The following is a 15,323-nucleotide window of genomic DNA, read 5'->3' as shown; positions in this document are numbered from 1 at the left end:
CCGATGCCGGACGATGACGATGAGTGGGAGGTGCCCGACGCCTTCCAGCCCGACCCTGCCGAATTCGCCTTCCCGCTGCAGGAACGCTTCGACAGCATCGTGACCGTCAAGGCCCAGGTGCCACCCGACGCCACCTCCGCCGCCGCGCTGGGCGTGGAGCGCGAGGGCTCGGGCGTCTGGATCGACCAGGGCGGGCTGGTGCTGACCATGGGCTACCTGGTCATGGAGGCCGAGACCATCTGGCTGACGGCCCATGATGGCCGCGTGGTCCAGGCCACCCCCATCGCCACCGATTTCGAGAGCGGCTTTGGCCTGGTGCAGGCGCTGGGCCGGCTGCCGGGGATGCCGGTGGCGCCACTGGGCGATTCCGACAGCCTGAAATTCGGCACGAGCTGCGTACTGGCCGCGGCCGGCGGACGCGAACATGCGGTGGCCTGCACCATCGCCGCGCGCCAGCCCTTCGCCGGCTATTGGGAATACATGCTGGACAACGCCATCTTCACCGCGCCGGCGCACCCGCATTGGGGCGGGGCGGGGCTGTTCGGGCCGGATGGGCGGCTGGCCGGCATCGGCAGCCTGATCCTCCAGCAGGGGCAGCCGGGGGGGAAGCGGCTCGACCTCAACATGGTCGTGCCCATCAACGAGTTGCTGCCCATCCTGGAGACGCTGCGCCGCACGGGCCATTCGGGCCGCCCGGCGCGCCCCTGGCTCGGCCTCTACGCCACCGAGGACGAGGAGACGGTGGGGGTGGGCAGCCTCGCCAAGGGCGGCCCGGCCGAGCGCGCGGGTCTCCGCCCGCGCGACCGCATCCTGGCCGTGGACGGGCAGGCGGTGAATGACCTGGTCTCGCTCTGGACCGCGGTGCGGGCGGCGGGGCCGGCAGGGGCCGCGGTGAAACTCACGGTGTCGCGCGGGCAGAAGCAGATGGACCTGTCCATCACCAGCAGCGACCGCGCCCGGCATCTGAAGGCGCCCCGCCTGCATTGACGAAGCCCGCCAGCCGGCGCGGAATGGCCCCCAACGGAAAAGGGGAAACGCCATGGCCCGCATCGCGCTGGTGGTGGAATTCACGCTCAAGCCCGGGGCGCATGCCGCCTTCGACGCCGTCATCCGCGACCACGCCGCCGGCACGCTGGCCGACGAGCCGGGCTGCGAACGCTTCGACGTGCTGCAGCCGCGCGGCGCGGACGGACAGCCCGACCTCTCCCGCGTGCTGCTGTACGAGGTCTATGCCGATAATGCGGCCTTCCAGGCGCACACGCAGAACCCGCGCCTGGCCCGCACCCGCGCCGCCTATGCCGAGCTGATCGAGGGGCGGCGCATCCAGGTCTGCGCGCTGTGACGGCCCTTCCCCCGGGCGCGGTGGATGTGGACCTGCATCCCATGGTGCCGGGCCTCGCCGCGCTGGAACCCTTCCTGGACCCGCTCTGGCGCGACCAGATCGCACAGCGCGGGATGGAGGGGTTCGACACGCAATCGTACCCGCCCAACGCCCCCAAGACCGTCCGCGCCGACTGGCGCCCGGCGGATGGATCGAAGCCCGCCAGCACCATCGCGCAGCTTCGCGCGCAGGTGCTGGAGCCCTGGGGGATTTCGCGTGGCATCGTCACACCCCTCTACGGCGTGCAGCTCGTCTTCAACGAGGACATGGCGGCGGGCTTCACCCGCGCGCTGAACGACTGGACGCGGGCGCGATTCCTCGATGAGGACCAGCGCCTCGCCGCCTCCATCATCCTGCCCATGTTCAATGCCGAGCACGCGGTGGCCGAGATCGAGCGCCTGGCCCCCGACGGCCGCTTCGTGCAGGCCATGGTGCTGGTGATGGGCGAGACGCCGCTCGGCCGCCGGCACAACTGGCCCATCTTCGAGGCGCTGGTGAAGCATGACCTGCCGCTGGCGATCCATGCGGGGTCGTCCTGGCGCAACCCGGTGACGTCGCTCGGCTGGGCGTCCTGGTACATGGAGGACTATGCCGCCAACCAGCAGGCCTTCCAGTCCACGCTGGCCTCGCTCATCACCGAGGGCGTCTTCGCCAAGTTCCCCACGCTGAAGGTCGTGCTGCTGGAATCCGGCGTCTCCTGGCTGCCGGCCTTCCTCTGGCGCCTGTCCAAGACCTGGAAGGGCGTGCGCTTCGAGGTGCCCTGGGTGGATCGCTCACCCATCGAGATCGTGCGCGAGAATGTGCGGATGTCGGTGCAGCCCTTCGACGCACCGGAGGATGCGGAAACGGTGGACCGGCTGATGAACCACCTCGGCTCCGACGAAATGCTGCTATGGTCCAGCGACTGGCCGCATTGGCAGTTCGACGGGCCGCCTCGCCTGCCGCCCGGCATCGGGCCGGAGCTGATGCGGAAGATCTGCGTGGACAATGCCCGCGCCACCTACAAGCGCCTCGCCTGGGAGACCGTGCCATGAACGTGATCCGCCCCGAAGCCGCCCCTGGACGCCCCCTCGCCGCCACCCAGGGCCTGGTGGATGTGGACATCCACCCCCGCGTGCGCTCGCTGCACGACTACGACCCCTATCTCTCGGCCGAGATGCGCCACCGGCTGCACACTTATGGCATCCGCCCGCGCCATGGCTTCGTGAAGGGCACGCCCTATTTCAAGTCGCAGCCGCTGGCCTCGCGCCGCGATGCCTGGACGCCCGAGGGCGGCACCCCCGCCAGCGACCCGGCCTTCACCGCCGCGCAGCACCTGGATTTCCACGGGGTGGATGTGGGGGTGCTGAACCCGTTGCAGCCCTCGGGCCAGGGGGACATGAACAACCCGTTCTCCGTCGCCATGGCCCATGCGGTAAATGAGTGGCAGCTCGACCAATGGGTGGCCGTGGACGGGCGGCTGCGCGCCAGCGTGGTCGTGCCCTATGAGGACCCCGAAGCAAGTGCGGCGGAAATCCGCAAGCGAGCCGGCGACCCCCGCTTCTGCCAGGTGCTGCTGATGAGCCGCACCAGCCACCCGCTCGGCAACCCGAAATACTGGCCGATCTTCGAGGCGGCGCAGGAGGCGAACCTGCCCATCGGCATCCACGCCTTCGGCTACAGTGGCTGGCCCATGACCAATGGCGGCTGGCCCAGCTTCTACATCGAGGAGGTGAGCGAGCACGCCACCTCCTGCCAGTCGCTGGTCAACTCCTTGGTGATCGAGGGCGTGTTCGAGCGTTACCGCCAGCTGCGCGTGGTGCTGATCGAATGCGGCTTCGGCTGGCTGCCCTCCGTCGCCTGGCGGCTGGACAAGCTCTGGCCCACTCTGCGCGACGAGGTGCCGCACATGAAGCGCGCGCCGTCCGAGCAGATCCGCGAGCACATCTGGGTCAGCACCCAGCCGGTCGAGGAACCGCCCCGCCCCGAGCAATTGCTGGACTGCATGGGCTGGATCGGCTGGGACAAGATTCTCTACGCCTCCGACTACCCGCATTGGGACTTCGACGACCCGCGCCACGCCATCCCCTCCTACATCCCGGAGGCGCAGCGCGCCGCGATCTATGGCGGCAATGCCCGCCGGGTCTACGGCTTCTGATGCCGCGCCACATCGTGGGCCCGGTGGAGGACATCCCGCCCGGCGCCCGCAAGCTGGTCGAGGCGGAAGGCAAGCGCGTCGTCGTCTTCAACCTGGATGGCGAGTTCTTCGCGTTGAGTGACCGCTGCCCGCACCAGGGCGGCCCGCTGCACAAGGGCCCCGTCATGGGCCTGGTGGAAAGCCCCTGCCCCGGCGAATACCGCTATGGCCGCGCGGGCGAGATCGTGCGCTGCCCCTGGCATGCCTGGGAGTTCGACATCCGCACCGGGCGTTCCCGCTTCGACCCGCGGCGCATGAAGGTGCGCGCCTTCCCCGCCTGCGTGGAGGATGGCGCGACCCTCCAGGCCGAGACCTTCCCCGTGCGGGTCGAGCAGGCCTATGTGGTGGTGGACTTGTAGAGCGTGATCGCAGCAGGGCGTAACGCCCGGAGGCGTGAACCACGCGATACGGGGCCCCGCCTCAGGAATCCTGCGGCACGCCGGCCGCGAGATACATCCGCACCGCCTCCGGCAGGCTTCGCACGCCCAGCTTCTCCATCAAATGCGCGCGGTGCACCTCCACCGTGCGCGGGCTGATGCCAAGCTTGGCCGCCGTGCCCTTGTTCGACTGGCCGGAGACGAGGGCCGCCAGCACCTCGCCCTCGCGCGGGGTGAGTGTGGCGATGCGCGCCTGGGCCTCGGCCGCGCGCGCCTTCTCGTCCACCGCGGCGCGGGCGGCCTCCAGCGCCTCCTCCACCGCGCCCAGGATGCGCTCCTCCGGATAGGGCTTCTCGATGAAGTCGTGCGCGCCGGCGCGCATGGCGCGCACCGCCAGCGGTATGTCGCCATGGCCGGTCACGATGATGACCGGCAGGGCGAGCGGGCGGCGGGCCAGCAATTCCATCACGGCCAGCCCGTCACGTCCGGGCATGCGCACGTCGAGGATGATGCAGCCCGGCTGCAGCCCCGCATCGGCGGCTTCGAGCAGCGCATCTCCGCTTTCGTGCAGCACCACCTCATGCCCCGCCGCCTGGAGCAGCAGCGCAAGCGAACGGCGGATGGCCGCGTGGTCATCCACCACATGCACCACCTGCCTCATGCAAGGGCCATGTGCAGCGGCAGGTCCAGCACGAACTCGGTGCCACCCCCGGGCCGGGCCCGCGCGGTGATGCGCCCGCCATGGGATTCGATGATGGTGCGCGCGATGGACAGGCCGATGCCCATGCCCTCGGCACGGGTGGAGACGAAGGGTTCGAACATGCGTTCCGTCACCTCCTCCGGCAGGCCGGGGCCGCGATCGGCCAGGATGACCCGCGCCATGCCGCCCTCTGCCTTCAGCGAGACGGCGAGGCCGCGCTCCGTCTGACCTTCCGTCGCCTCGATGGCGTTGCGCAGCAGGTTCACGAAGACCTGCTGCAGCTGCACCCGGTCCCCCATCACGGCATGGCCGCCCTCGGGGACGTCCAGCTCCACGGGCAGCTTCTCCTCCGCGCGGGCGGCGCGGAACAGGGCCATCGTGTCGGCCAGCAGGGGGCCGAGCTCGACCGTGGTGCGCTCGGTCTGGCCACGATCAATGAAGTCGCGCATTTGGCGCAGGATGGCGGCGGCGCGGAGCGTCTCGGCCGAGGCCTCCTCGATCGCGGAACGGGCCGCGGCCAGGCGCCCGGGGTCGGAGGCCGCCTGGTCGAGCCAGCGCAGCGATGCCCGCTGGAAGTTGGAGGCCGCGGTCAGCGGCTGGTTCAGCTCATGCGCGATGCCGAGGCTCATCACCGTCAGGCTGTCCGCGCGGGCGATGCGGCGCATGGCGGCCTCGGCCGCGCGCAGGCGTTCCTCCGCCGCGCGGCGGCGCGTCACGTCGCGCGCCACGCCCACCACGCCCAGCACGCGGCCCGCGCTGTCGCGCCAGGGCGCCTTGATGGTGCGGTAGCAGCGCGTGACGCCGCGTTCCAGCACGATCTGGTCCTCGAATTCCATGGTGCGGCCGGCCGCCAGCACGGTGCGGTCCTGGGTGTCGAAGCGTTCTACCACGTCGGGCCGCGTCATCTCGGCGGCGGTGCGGCCGATGCAGTCGCGTTCATTCCAGCCCATGGAGCGCGCGGCGGCGTCGTTGATGAGCACATAGCGCAGGTCCCGGTCCTTCACGAAGATGGGTTCGGGTACCGAGCGCACGACGGATTCCAGCAGCAGCCGGTCGTCCTCGGCGGTTCGGGCGAGATGGGTGGTGCGGGCGGCCGCGCGCTCGGCCCGCGCGGCTTCCTGCCGCAGGGCGCCCTCGGTGGCCGCGATGGTCGCGCCCAGCGCCTCGAATTCCGCGACACGCAGCCCCCCAGGGCGGGGGGCCCGGATGGCCGCCAGCGCCGCCAGCAGGCGGCGGGCGAACTGGCCGGCCAGCAGCAGCCCCAGCGCGATCATGGCCAGCCCTCCACCCCATTGCAGCAAGGCGGGGCCGGTCCAGCCGGCGGAGAAGCGGGATTCCGCCTGCCCCGCCACCACGACCCAGCCCGCCAGCGGCAATGGCGCGGCGAAAAGCACGGCCGAGACGCCCTCCGGCCCTGGCGCGCGCAGGGTGGTCGCGCCGCCAGGCGCGCGCAGAGTGGCAGCGCCGCCAGGCGCGCGTTGGGTGGCAGCGCCCCCTGCCGCCAGCGCCGCGCGCAGGGAGGGCGGTGCCGTCCAGTCGGCGTCATCGGGCGCCAAGCCGTGCGCGGCCACCACGGCGCCGTCCGGGTCCAGGAGCATCAGGAAGGCCCCGGGCGGCCGGGTGGCGCGGGACAGCGCCTCCAGCAGCACCGTCTGCGTGACCGGGCTGGCAAGCGCACCCAGCACCACCCGGTCGCGCAGCACAGGCACGACCAGGAGGAGCTGATCCCGCCGCCCCGCTCCCTCTTCGCCATGGCGGTCCACCACCGCCACGCCATCACGCATCACCTGTGCGAGCGCGGCCGCGGGCAAGGGGGGCGGCCCCTCGGCCTCGCCCCGGGTGTGGAGCGGGGGGCGGTCCGGCGCGGCGGTGGAGACCAGCGTGATCCAGGGTCCGCGGCCGCCCAGGGCACGGCGCGCCTGCTGGCGGAAATCCTCCTCCGCCGCCGGCCCCGCATCGATCAGCGGCGAGGCGGCCAGCGCCTCCAGCAGCACGGCGCGCGTCTCCACCTGGTCAGCGACGGCCAGCGCCCCCGCGGCGGCGGCGGCGGCGAAGCTGGCTTCCATGCCCGCGCGCAGCCGCGAGGCCAGGTTGAAGGAGGTGATGAGGCCAAGCGCCAGCGCCGGCATCAGCAGCAGCAGCGCGAGCAGGGTGATGTGCCGGGCCAGGCCCGGGGCGGGTTGCGCGTGCCCGCCCGCCTCCGCGGGCAGGTCCCCCGGCTGGAGCGAAGCGGCTGCCGTGCTGTGGCCCAACATGCCGGCAGAATGCCCGAAACCATGGCAGGGAACCAGGGCGCAGAGGGCCATGTTCCGGCCCGTGGCGGCGGCATGCTACCCTTCCCCCTCAGGGCTGAGCACAACCTTCGCGGACCCTACCGCATGCGGCCGGAGGCCAGAGCATTTTGGAAGCACGGATGAAGACGGCGCTGATCACCGGCATCACGGGGCAGGATGGCGCCTACCTGGCGCGCTTCCTGCTGGGCCGAGGCTACCGGGTGTATGGGCTGCTGCGGCGCTCGGCCTCGGCCGACGTCATCGGTGAGCGGCTGCGCTGGCTCGGCATCGAGCGCGAGGTCGAGATGGTGGATGCGGACCTCGTGGACCTCTCCTCCATCCTCCGCGCCGTGCAGGCGACGCAGCCGGACGAGGTCTACAACCTCGCTGCCCAGTCCTTCGTGAAGACCAGCTGGACCCAGCCGCTGCTGACAGGGCAAGTGACGGGTATCGGGGCGGTGAACATGCTGGAGGCGGTGCGGCTCGCGGCACCACAGGCGCGCTTCTACCAGGCTAGCAGCAGCGAGATGTACGGGCTGATCCAGGCGCCCATCCAGAACGAGACCACGCCCTTCTACCCGCGCAGCCCCTATGCCGCCGCCAAGCTCTACGCCCACTGGATGACGGTGAACTACCGCGAGAGCTTCGGCATGCACGCCAGCAGCGGCATCCTGTTCAACCACGAGAGCCCGCTGCGCGGCATCGAGTTCGTCACGCGCAAGATCACGGACGGGGTGGCGCGCATCAAGCTCGGCCTCACGCAAACGCTGTCCCTGGGGAACCTGGATGCCCGGCGCGACTGGGGCCATGCGGCCGACTATGTGCGCGCCATGTGGCTGATGATGCAGCAGGAGACGCCGACTGATTATGTGGTGGCGACCGGCCGCACCACCAGCGTGCGCGAGTTCTGCCGCCTGGCCTTCGCCCATGCCGGCCTGGACTGGGAGGCGCATGTGACGGTGGACCCCGCCTTCCTGCGCCCGGCCGAGGTGGATGTGCTGCAGGGCGACGCCAGCCGCGCGCGGGAGCGCCTGGGCTGGGAGCCCGAGATCACGCTGGAGCGGATGGTGGCGGAGATGGTGGACGCCGACCTGGAGCGGCTGCGGCGTCGAGGGAACTGAGGGAGAAGGAACTGGGGCGACCAACGGGACTCGAACCCGCGACATCCAAGACCACAACCTGGCGCTCTACCACCTGAGCTATGGCCGCCGCAGTGGGGCGCTGCATAGGCCGCGCCCGGCCCGCCCGTCAACCCGGGCGGGGAGTGTTCAGGCGCTGGCGCGGGCCGTCCCCGCCCCGCGCGCCGCGACCCAGGCGCCGAGCCGGGCCAACGCCTCCTCCAGCACCGCCGCGTTCTTGCAGAAGGCGAAGCGGGCATAGTGGCTGGGCGGGTTGGGTCCCGCATAGAAGGCGGTGACGGGAATGGCCGTGACCTTCGCCTCCTCGGTGATGGCGCGGCAGAAGGCCACGTCGTCGCCGGTGAAGCCGATGGAGCGGATGTCGGCCGTCACGAAATAGCTGCCCATGACGGGCAGGGTCTCGAAGCCCAGCGCCTGCAGGCCGCGCGTCAGCAGGTCCCGCCGCTCGGCCAGTTCGCCCGAGAGGCCGTCGAAATAGGCGTCGTCCTTGGCGAGACCCACGGCGACCGCGCGCTGCAGGTTGGGCGGCGTGGTGAAGGTCAGGTTCTGGTGCGCCTTGGCGACATTGGGCTGGAGTGCCGCATCGCAGGTGACATAGCCCACCTTCCAGCCCGTCAGGCTGAAGGTCTTGCCCGCGCTGCCGATCCGCATGCAGCGGCCGCGCATGCCGGGCAGCGTCATCAGCGGGATGTGCTTCCAGCCATCATAGGTCAGGTGTTCATAGACCTCGTCGCAGATGGCGTAGCAGTCGTGGCGCTCGATCAGGTCGGCGAGGAAAGCCAGTTCGGCGGCGGTGAAGACCTTGCCCGTGGGGTTCATGGGCGTGTTGAACAGCACGGCCTTGGTCTTGGGGCCGAAGGCGGCGGCCAGCTCGGCGCGCGGCAGCTCCCACTTGGGCGGGGAGAGGCGCACCAGCTTGGGCACCGCGCCCAGCAGCTTCACCACCGGCAGGTAGGTGTCATAAAGCGGCTCGATCAGCACGCACTCGTCGCCGGGATTCAGCACGGCCATGAGGCAGGCGGTGATGGCCTCGGTGGCGCCCGAGGTGACGACCACCTCGCGGTCCGGGTCCACCTCCAGGCCGTAGAAGCGGCGGTTGGCCTCGGCGACCGCGCGACGCAGTTCCGGCACGCCGGTCATGGGGGGGTATTGGTTGCGGCCATCCTTGAGTGCGGCGGCGGCGGCCTCGATCACGTCCTCCGGCCCGTCATAGTCGGGGAAGCCCTGGCCCAGGTTGATGGCCCCGTGCTGCACGGCCAGGGCCGACATCACCGTGAAGATCGTGGTGCCGGTGGCGGAGAGGAGGTGGTTCATCGGCTGCATGGGCATGTCCTGGCGCGGAGGCGGAACGGTAAGCCTCCCAGAATGGCCCCGGCCTGCCGGATGTGCAATGCGGGCGCCGCCACGGTTTGCCTGCCTGCTGTGCATCCTGCCTCCGATGCAGGCTGCGGAGCGGCCGCAAGGGGGGCCAAACCGCCCCTTCGCCCGATTGCGCCGTGGCATGGCGCGTGCAAAACACGGCGTGCCTGGATCGAGCGCGGCGCGTATCGCGCCTTCGACGGGCGCCGGGGAAACGCCGTGGGCCGCCCATCCAGCCCGCGCCATGCGACGACGGATGCGATGAAAAAGATCGAGGCGATCATCAAGCCCTTCAAGCTCGACGAGGTGAAGGACGCGCTGCACGAGATCGGCCTGCAGGGCCTGACGGTGGTGGAAGCCAAGGGCTTCGGCCGCCAGAAGGGCCATACCGAGCTGTACCGTGGCGCCGAATACGTCGTGGACTTCCTGCCCAAGGTGAAGATCGAGGTGATCTGCGCCGATGACATGCTGGACCGCGCCGTGGAGGCCATCCAGGCCGCCGCCCGCACCGGCCGCATCGGCGACGGCAAGATCTTCATCTCGGACATCCAGGAGGTGATCCGCATCCGCACCGGCGAACGGGGCGAGGAAGCGGTGTGAGTTTCCCGCCGCCCGGCGCATCCGGGCGGCGGGCAAGGCTTATCGCAGCACGCCGGCCCTGGGCGCGTCCCTGGTCGGTGGTGTGGCGGCTGCGGGGGCGGAACACCCCCCCGCGGGAACGTGAACAGGGACGCAGGAACAGGACAGAGACGACATGTCGATGAATTCCCCCGAGGCCGTCTCCAAGGTCATGGAAATGATCAAGGAGAACAGCGTGGAGTATGTGGACTTCCGGTTCACCGACCCCCGCGGCAAGTGGCAGCACACCGCCCAGCACGTCTCCACCGTCGAGCCGGACACCTTCGAGGACGGCATCATGTTCGACGGCTCGTCCATCGCCGGCTGGAAGGCGATCAACGAGTCCGACATGATCCTGATGCCGGACGCGGCCAGCGCCTGCATGGACCCCTTCTCGGCCAAGCCGCAGCTGATCCTGTTCTGCGACATCTATGAGCCCTCGACCGGCCAGCGCTACACGCGCGACCCGCGCTCGACCGCCAAGAAGGCCGAAGAGTACCTGAAGTCCACGGGCCTGGGCGACACCGCCTTCTTCGGCCCCGAGGCCGAGTTCTTCATCTTCGACAATGTGAAGTTCGGCACGGGCGGCAACTACGGCATCTACCAGCTCGACAGCATCGAGGGCCCGCAGGCCAGCCTGAAGGACTTCCCCGAGGGCAACATGGGCCACCGCCCGGGCGTGAAGGGCGGCTACTTCCCCGTTCCCCCCGTGGACAGCGAGCAGGACCTGCGCGCCGAGATGCTCTCGACCATGATCGAGATGGGCGTCGAGGGCGAGAAGCACCACCACGAGGTGGCGCAGTCCCAGCATGAGCTCGGCACCAAGTTCGGCACGCTGGTGAAGCAGGCCGACATGATGCAGATCTACAAGTACTGCATCCACAACGTCGCCCACAGCTACGGCAAGTCGGCCACGTTCATGCCGAAGCCGATCTATGGCGACAACGGCTCGGGCATGCACGTCCACCAGTCCATCTGGAAGGATGGCAAGCCGATGTTCGCGGGTAATGGCTACGCGGACCTGAGCGAGATGGCGCTGTACTACATCGGCGGCATCATCAAGCACGCCAAGGCGCTGAACGCCTTCACCAACCCAAGCACGAACAGCTACAAGCGGCTGATCCCGGGCTTCGAGGCCCCCGTGCTGCTGGCCTATTCGGCCCGCAACCGCTCGGCCTCCTGCCGCATCCCCTACGCGACGAGCCCCAAGGCCAAGCGCGTGGAAGTGCGCTTCCCCGACCCGACGGCGAACCCCTACCTCGCCTTCGCCGCCATGATGATGGCGGGCCTGGACGGCATCAAGAACAAGATCCACCCCGGCGACGCCATGGACAAGGATCTGTACGACCTGCCGCCCGAGGAGCTGAAGGGCATCCCGACCGTCTGCGGCTCGCTGCGCGAAGCCCTGGGCGCGCTCGCCGCCGACCATGAGTTCCTGCTGGCGGGCGACGTGTTCTCGAAGGACCAGATCGAGAGCTACATCGAGCTGAAGTGGGGCGAGGTGTACCGCTTCGAGCACACCCCGCACCCGGTCGAGTTCGAGATGTACTACTCGGTCTGACAGCCGGAGACGGCCGTCTGAAATGGCCCGTCGCCCGAAAGGGCGGCGGGTTTTTCTTTGTCTGCGCCTCAGCGCCCGGACAGCATCCGCCGCAGCACCGCGCCCATGGCCAGCATCCGTTCCCGCTCGGCAAGGCCCGGCTCCGAGGCCAGCCTCGCATGGAAGCCATCCGCCATCAGGCCCACCACCACCGCCAGCACCGCGGGGTCCAGCGCCGGGTCCACCTGGCCCTGGCGCTGCGCGGCCGCCAGCACCTTGCCGAGCCGCGCTTCCAGCCGGCCATGGAAGCGGGTCAGGATGGCGGCGATGCGCGGGTTGTGGCTGGCCTCGGCGGCGATCTCGGCGCGCAGCGCGCCGCCCAGCCCCCCGCTCGTCGCGTGGTCGCGCGTCTCCACGCCGAAGGTGATCAGCGCGTCGAGGACATCGGGCGCGGCCGCCGCGCGCTCCACCTCGGCCAGGCGCCGGGCGAGGTCATCCTCGGCGATGGCCTCGATGATGGCCTCCTTGCCCGCGAAGTAGTGGTAGAGGTGGCCGGGGCTCATCCGGGCCGCCTGGCAGATGTCGGCCATGCTGGCGCCGCGGAACCCCTCCCTGCGGAAGCATTCCAACGCGGCATCCAGCACCTGGCGCCGCCGCTCCTCCCGCAGGGCCTCGTCGAGCGGCCGGCGCGTCATGTGGCGACGGCCGGTGCTCGCCCAGGCGCAGGCGCGGCGAAGAGGATCGCGTAGAGCGCCGGCACGGCGAACAGCGTCAGCAGGGAGGCGAAGGCGAGCCCCGCCATGATGGTCACCGCCATGCTGGCGAAGAAGGCGTCGCCCAGCAGCGGCACCATGCCCAGGATGGTCGTCGCCGCCGCCAGGAAGACCGGCCGGAGGCGGCTGACCGCGCCGTCCGTGATGGCGTCCGACAGCGCCTCCCCCTCCGCGATGCGCGTGTCGATCTCGTCCACCAGCACGATCGCGTTCTTCATCAGCATCCCCGACAGGCTGAGCAGCCCCAGCAGCGCCGTGAAGGTGAAGGGCATGCCGGTGGCGAGCAAGCCCAGCGCCACGCCGCAGATGGCCATGGGCACCACCGCCCAGACGATCAGCGGCTGGCGCAGCCGGCCAAACAACAGGATGGAGATGACCAGCATCGGGATGAAGCTGAAGGGCAGCTGCGCGCCCAGCGCCTCCTGCGCGCGCTGGGAGTTCTCGAACTCGCCGCCCCATTCCAGCATGTAGCCGGGCGGCAGCGGGATGTCCTCGATGCCGCCCCGTATGCGCGCGAAGGCATCGGCCGCCGTCTCACCCGGGCCCGGGTTGGCCTGCACCGTCAGTGTCCGCACGCGGTTCCGCCGCTGGATCAGCGTGTCCTCCTGCACCGTCTCCAGCCGGGTCATGAGCTGGGAGAGCGGCACATGCGCCTGTTCGGCCTGGCTCCAGACCAGGCGGTCCTGCAGCCGGCCCATGTCGCCGCGCTCGGCCTCCGGCGCGCGGGTCAGGATGGGGATGATGGTGTCGCCCTCGCGGTATTCACCCGCCCGCACGCCCGAGGTGGCGAAGAGCAGTGTCTGCGCGATGTCGGTGCGGGCCACACCCGCCACGCGCATGCGTTCCTCCTCCAGGCGGGGCACGGCCACCAGCTCCCGCGCGTGCCAGTCGTGTCGCAGGTCGGTGATGCGGTCATCGGCCTCCAGCCGCGCGATGGCCTCGGCGGCCAGGGCGCGCAGCACATCGGCGTCGGGGCCCGAGAAGCGCGCGGCGATGCGCGCCTCCGCGCCAGGCCCGAAGACCAGACGCTGCACCCGCACCTGCGCGTCGGGGTGGGTGGCGGCGATGCGGCGCGCGAGGTCGCTTTCCATGCGCGTGATGGCCTCCAGGCTCTCGGCCCGGATGATGAACTGCCCATAGCCCGGATTCGCGCGCTCGCCCTGGTAGGTCAGCATGAAGCGTGAGGCCCCCTGCCCCACGAAGCGCGCGACCGAGACCACGCCCTCCGTCTCCAGGATCATGCGGTCGAGGGGCGCCATGGCCGCGTCGGTGGCCCGGATGTCGGTGCCCTGGGGCAGCTGGAAATCCACCAGGAAGATGGGCGTGTTGGAATCCGGAAAAAAGCCCTGGCGCACCATGCCGAAGGCCCAGAGCGAGGCGCCGGTCAGCGCCACCAGCAACAACATGGTCAGCCAGCGCAGGCGCAGCGTCGTGACCAGCAGGCCGCGATAGGCACGGTAGGTCCGGCCGGCATAGGGATCGGTCGCGTCCTCCTTCCCTGCCTTCAGCAGGTAATGGCCGAAGAGCGGCGTCACGGTCACGGCCAGCAGCCAGCTCAGCAGCAGCGACATGGCGATGACGGCAAACAGGGAGAACAGGAACTCCCCCGTCTGGTCCGGCGAGAGCCCGATGCCGGCGAAGGCCAGGATGCCGATGACGGTGGCGCCCAGCAGCGGCATCTGCGTGCGCCCTGCCGCGTCGGCCGCCGCGTCACGCGCGGTGCGGCCGCGCTGCATGTTGATCAGCATGCCCTCGGCCACCACCACCGCATTGTCCACCAGCATGCCCATGGCGATGATCAGCGCGCCCAGCGAGATGCGCTCCATCTCCAGGCCCATGATCCGCATGCCGAAGACCGTCCCCGCCACGGTCAGGAACAGCGTGCCCCCCACCACCAGCCCGACCCGCCAGCCCATGAACAAGCACAGCACGCCCACCACGATGGCGACCGAGACGGCGAGGTTGAGGATGAAGTCGTTGATGGCCTCGTCCACCACCTCATGCTGCTGGTAGATCGGGTGCAGCTCGACGCCCAGCGGGATGTAGGGCGCCATGGCCTCCAGCCGCGCGGCCACCGCCTGCCCCACATCCACGATATTCGTGTCCGCAATGGCCGAGACGCCCAAGGTGAAGGCGGGCTGGCCATTGAAGGCCACGATGCGGGGCGGGTGGCGCACCGGCTGGCGCGAGACGGTGGCGAGGTCGAGCAGCGCGATCTGCTCCGTGGTGCCGGCGCGGCCGATGCGGATGCGCTGCAAGGCCGCCACCGTGTCCAGGCTGGGGCGCAGCGCGAGGCGCAGGTCACGCTCGCCCACCTGGGTCCGGCCCGCGGAGGCGACGGCATTCTCGTTCTGGATGGCCTGCACCACGGCATCCAGCGGAATGCCGAGCCGCGCCAGGCGCTCCTGCGTCACCTCGACCAGGATTTCCTCGGCCACCAGCCCGGCCACCTCGACATCGGCGACGCCGGGCACGGTCAGCAATTCGCGCCGCATGAGGCGGGCGATCTCGCGCTGCTCGCGCTCATCGAAGCCAGGCGCGGTGACGGCGTAGTAGACGCCGAAGACATCCCCGAAGTCATCATTCACCGAAGGCCGCCCCGCGCCGGAAGGCAGCTGGGGTTGGGCGTCGGCCACACGGCTGCGCAACTCGTTCCACGCCTGGGCGATGGCGGTGGAGGGCAGCGTCGTACGCAGCTCCACATCAATCTCCGACACGCCCGGGCGCGAGCGGGAGCGGACGATGTCGAGCTGGGGCATCTGCTGGATGGCGGATTCCAGCACCTCCGTCACCTCGCGCTCCACCTCCTCGGCGGTGGCGCCGGGGTACTGCGTGGCCACGACGGCGATGCGGATGGTGAAGGCGGGGTCCTCCAGCCGACCGATGGTGGAAATCCCCCACCATCCGCCCAACAGGCAGGCCAGCACCAGCAACCAGGTGTGGATGGGGGTGTCGATGGCGCGGCGCGCGATGTCCATGCGCATGGG

Annotated in this window: 13 protein-coding genes and 1 tRNA gene; 8 read left to right on the top strand and 6 right to left on the bottom strand. The window is 70.3% G+C overall.

The window, feature by feature from the left end; translation table 11 throughout:
- Positions 1-3: 3 nt before the first annotated feature.
- Genes GGQ83_RS15015 through GGQ83_RS14995 form a run of 5 tightly spaced genes read left to right on the top strand, consistent with a single transcriptional unit; the run spans position 4 to position 3,916 of the window.
- Positions 4-987: a S1C family serine protease gene (locus tag GGQ83_RS15015; RefSeq protein WP_184385415.1), complete on the top strand. Its 984-nt coding sequence runs from the start codon at positions 4-6 to the stop codon at positions 985-987.
- 52 nt (positions 988-1,039) lie between these two features.
- Complete coding sequence (locus GGQ83_RS15010; protein ID WP_184385413.1) at positions 1,040-1,342, top strand: putative quinol monooxygenase; 303 nt, start codon at positions 1,040-1,042, stop codon at positions 1,340-1,342.
- The gene (locus GGQ83_RS15005) at positions 1,339-2,415 is read left to right on the top strand and encodes an amidohydrolase family protein (RefSeq protein ID WP_184385411.1); all 1,077 of its coding nucleotides are present in this window, start codon (positions 1,339-1,341) and stop codon (positions 2,413-2,415) included. Before GGQ83_RS15010 ends, GGQ83_RS15005 begins: the two co-directional genes overlap by 4 nt.
- Positions 2,412-3,518: an amidohydrolase family protein gene (locus GGQ83_RS15000; RefSeq protein WP_184385409.1), complete on the top strand. Its 1,107-nt coding sequence runs from the start codon at positions 2,412-2,414 to the stop codon at positions 3,516-3,518. Before GGQ83_RS15005 ends, GGQ83_RS15000 begins: the two co-directional genes overlap by 4 nt.
- A complete protein-coding gene (locus GGQ83_RS14995) occupies positions 3,518-3,916 on the top strand; it encodes a Rieske (2Fe-2S) protein (protein WP_184385407.1) in 399 nt (132 codons plus the stop codon). Before GGQ83_RS15000 ends, GGQ83_RS14995 begins: the two co-directional genes overlap by 1 nt.
- A 61-nt stretch (positions 3,917-3,977) precedes the next feature.
- On the opposite strand, the gene GGQ83_RS14990 is transcribed toward GGQ83_RS14995, so the two are convergent.
- Entirely contained in the window at positions 3,978-4,595 is a 618-nt protein-coding gene (locus GGQ83_RS14990) for a response regulator transcription factor (protein WP_184385405.1), read from the bottom strand.
- Complete coding sequence (locus GGQ83_RS14985) at positions 4,592-6,889, bottom strand: PAS domain-containing protein (RefSeq protein ID WP_184385403.1); 2,298 nt, start codon at positions 6,887-6,889, stop codon at positions 4,592-4,594. The genes GGQ83_RS14990 and GGQ83_RS14985 overlap by 4 nt, the downstream gene beginning before the upstream one ends.
- A gap of 158 nt (positions 6,890-7,047) precedes the next feature.
- On the opposite strand from GGQ83_RS14985, the gene gmd reads away from it, so the two are divergent.
- Positions 7,048-8,028 (top strand): GDP-mannose 4,6-dehydratase, encoded by a 981-nt coding sequence (gene gmd / locus GGQ83_RS14980; protein WP_184385401.1) that lies wholly within the window; start codon positions 7,048-7,050, stop codon positions 8,026-8,028.
- Positions 8,029-8,040: 12 nt separating this feature from the next.
- On the opposite strand, the gene GGQ83_RS14975 is transcribed toward gmd, so the two are convergent.
- Positions 8,041-8,116, bottom strand: a tRNA-His gene (locus GGQ83_RS14975).
- A 59-nt stretch (positions 8,117-8,175) separates the two neighbouring features.
- A complete protein-coding gene (locus GGQ83_RS14970; protein ID WP_184385399.1) occupies positions 8,176-9,369 on the bottom strand; it encodes an aminotransferase in 1,194 nt (397 codons plus the stop codon).
- A gap of 297 nt (positions 9,370-9,666) precedes the next feature.
- On the opposite strand from GGQ83_RS14970, the gene GGQ83_RS14965 reads away from it, so the two are divergent.
- Entirely contained in the window at positions 9,667-10,005 is a 339-nt protein-coding gene (locus tag GGQ83_RS14965; RefSeq protein ID WP_184385397.1) for a P-II family nitrogen regulator, read from the top strand.
- A gap of 154 nt (positions 10,006-10,159) precedes the next feature.
- Complete coding sequence (gene glnA / locus GGQ83_RS14960; RefSeq protein ID WP_184385395.1) at positions 10,160-11,584, top strand: type I glutamate--ammonia ligase; 1,425 nt, start codon at positions 10,160-10,162, stop codon at positions 11,582-11,584.
- Positions 11,585-11,652: 68 nt separating this feature from the next.
- On the opposite strand, the gene GGQ83_RS14955 is transcribed toward glnA, so the two are convergent.
- Complete coding sequence (locus tag GGQ83_RS14955; protein WP_184385393.1) at positions 11,653-12,258, bottom strand: TetR/AcrR family transcriptional regulator; 606 nt, start codon at positions 12,256-12,258, stop codon at positions 11,653-11,655.
- Positions 12,255-15,320 carry an efflux RND transporter permease subunit gene (locus GGQ83_RS14950; protein ID WP_207018184.1) on the bottom strand — a complete coding sequence of 1,022 codons (3,066 nt, stop codon included), beginning with the start codon at positions 15,318-15,320 and terminating at the stop codon, positions 12,255-12,257. The genes GGQ83_RS14955 and GGQ83_RS14950 overlap by 4 nt, the downstream gene beginning before the upstream one ends.
- Between the last annotated feature and the right edge of the window lie 3 nt (positions 15,321-15,323).

The sequence above is a fragment of the Roseococcus suduntuyensis genome, assembly GCF_014196305.1.
Classification (GTDB): Bacteria; Pseudomonadota; Alphaproteobacteria; order Acetobacterales; family Acetobacteraceae; genus Roseococcus; species Roseococcus suduntuyensis.
Note: the sequence above shows the minus strand (reverse complement) of the source record. Positions and strands in the feature narration are given on the sequence as shown.